We start from the raw sequence: 2,409 nt of genomic DNA on the forward strand, positions 1-2,409 counted from the left end.
CCACCGATCAAAGTTTGTCCATCCTGACTGAAAGCCAGAGAATTCACTTCATCAATTTGCCAAGAATCCATCCAGGGATATTCTGAAAGGACGCAAATCTCCTTACCCGTAGTCATATCCCAAAGCCTGATTTCCCCGCGACTGCCACTAGCCAAAATTTGCCCAGATGGATTGATGGCAAGCGAATAAATTGGGTCTGGATGACCGATGAGGGTATGCAAGCATCTCCAACCGCCCACAACTGTAATGAGAGGATTACGATCGGGCATCTGTTGAATTGTTTCAGGGACTAGCAACCGATCTTCTGGGGGAGTGTTGGCGGGATTTAACGATTCCAAATAACATCGCAAACCGCCAGCATAGAGCAAATCGCCTGGTTTCAGGTAAGTTTTGGGGCCGCTGAATTTAATCTGGTCTGCGGGCAAAAAACCAGCCAATAATGTTTCGATTTGCCTACCTCGCGAGTGATAGGTAGCTATAAAAAACGAACAAATAAAGATGAAAAGTTTATGAGTCTTGATGTCTGATTGAGTTACTAACCACCGGACTTTATCTTTTTTGAGGCTGGTAAAACTTTCGTTATCGCAAATGTGAACTTGAATGCTTACTGTGGGATAGTCTGCCAGGGTATAAGTAAATCTACTTTCATTACGTAGGCTTCCCTCATCATTCAGTTCTATGTTTGAGAGAGGGTCAATTTTAACTTTTTTGATTAGTTTGTCCAGACGCGCCGACATAATTGCATCGACCAGCCGCTCTCGGATCAGGTATTGGTATGCGTCGTGCTGGAATTGTGCTTGGAAATCTATCCAGTTATTGTACTCTGGGGGAGGCGGTGGCGGATTTTTGGCGATTCGGTCAGCTTCTCGCTGGCTTGTTTCCAGTATTGTTTGTAACTCGTCGCCACAGATTACCATCATTTCGCTGTGGCAACCTCGGATTTCGGAATTCAGCATACTCGGCTCTAGCGCTTTTTGCTTGCTCAGCCGTTTAACGAAGTCAGCTTGTTGATATCTCAGCGGTGTTGTCCAATCCATCGGCAAGAGGAGATTTTATTATCTGAGGGTAGGATTTTGTTCTGTAAGCGTTTTTAATGCAAGTGCCGATCGCCAACGACTTGTCGAATTCAGCTTTTATTGCTACGTTGGCCAATAATATCCTTGAGAGGATTATCGGGGTGCTTTCATCATCGACCCTAGCACGAAGTAATACAGACGATCCGTTTGAGTCGATCGTTTTTTCCCGAAAGCTGAGGCAAAACTAATCATTTATTCTGAGGGTCTGCCGCACAAGGCTTGTAAGTTGGCTGGGAAAATGCTTAGAGCCTGTTTGTAAAGAAAAGTTAAGCCCCGATCGACCCAGTTTCTACGTTGAAATTTGTTGACAAACAGCCTCTAAGAGAGAGCTTTGCCAGAGCCATCCTCCACGTTTGCAGTTTTCCAATCTCTTACGTAGGGAGTCAGGGTAATTAAATCCTCAACATTACGCTGTATATTAACGCAAATTGCATCTAGGGGTAGGTCATTGGGATCGTTGCCAAAGGGATTTTCAATTTCAACTCCCATTTCCTCAATGCCAAACAAAGCGAAACTAATCAAAACTACGATTATTCCGGTAAAAAAACCGAAATCCCTGACCAAAGAAAATGGCAAGAAGATACAATAAAGTAATAATAATTGTTTGAGGTGAATCGCATAGGCCAGCGGCATCGGTGTTCTGAGAATCCGCTCGCATCCACCCAAACAATCTACCAAAATGTTCAGCAACTCCTTCATCGCATTCAATTGATATATGTGCAGGCAGTTTTTTTCATATTGTTCCTGTAGGTAATCCTCAATCCAGAAAGCAATTTCTAAAGGAGGATTGTTCATAGTCTTGAGCTTTTGATACCTAGATTGGGAGATTAATCCTTCTAAATCGTTGTCGATCGGCTCTGACCTTAACAGCAACTTAGTCGCCACTGCAAAAGCAACCAGTAACTTTAGTGCGGAGATTTTGGCATTTTTATCTTTTGGTTCGCGTTCTTCAACGGATACCCAAATTTGACGAGATAAGTTACGCACGCTATTGTTTATATTTCCCCAAAGTTTGCGGCCTTCCCAAAATCTATCGTAAGCTGTATTTGTGCGAAAAACCAATAATAAACCTAAGACAATACTGGGAATTACACTACTTAATGTCGGTAAATCTACAGGCAGTCTAAAATGATAAAGTATAGATACGAAAATGCCAAAAACCCCACATCCGATGACGCGAGGCAATACGATCGGAACTACCGAACCTTGAAGGCGTAAAACAGCTTTTAACCAAGACTGCCTTTTCCTATTCATATTACCTACCCTGAAAAACGTTTCTTGAGTTTTTAGTATGCCGATCTTTGGGAGTGGGGGAGTCAAAAGTCAAAAGTCA

General features: G+C 42.9%; 1 protein-coding gene and 1 pseudogene. Both read right to left on the bottom strand.

Going from position 1 to position 2,409, the window contains the following annotated elements; all coding sequences use genetic code 11:
- Positions 1-1,037, bottom strand: a pseudogene (locus tag H6S82_RS28975) (hypothetical protein); the annotation flags it as partial.
- A gap of 357 nt (positions 1,038-1,394) precedes the next feature.
- Complete coding sequence (locus tag H6S82_RS28980) at positions 1,395-2,330, bottom strand: bestrophin family ion channel (RefSeq protein ID WP_190471545.1); 936 nt, start codon at positions 2,328-2,330, stop codon at positions 1,395-1,397.
- Between the last annotated feature and the right edge of the window lie 79 nt (positions 2,331-2,409).

The sequence above is a fragment of the Planktothrix sp. FACHB-1355 genome (assembly GCF_014748295.1).
GTDB lineage: Bacteria > Cyanobacteriota > Cyanobacteriia > Cyanobacteriales > Aerosakkonemataceae > Aerosakkonema > Aerosakkonema funiforme_A.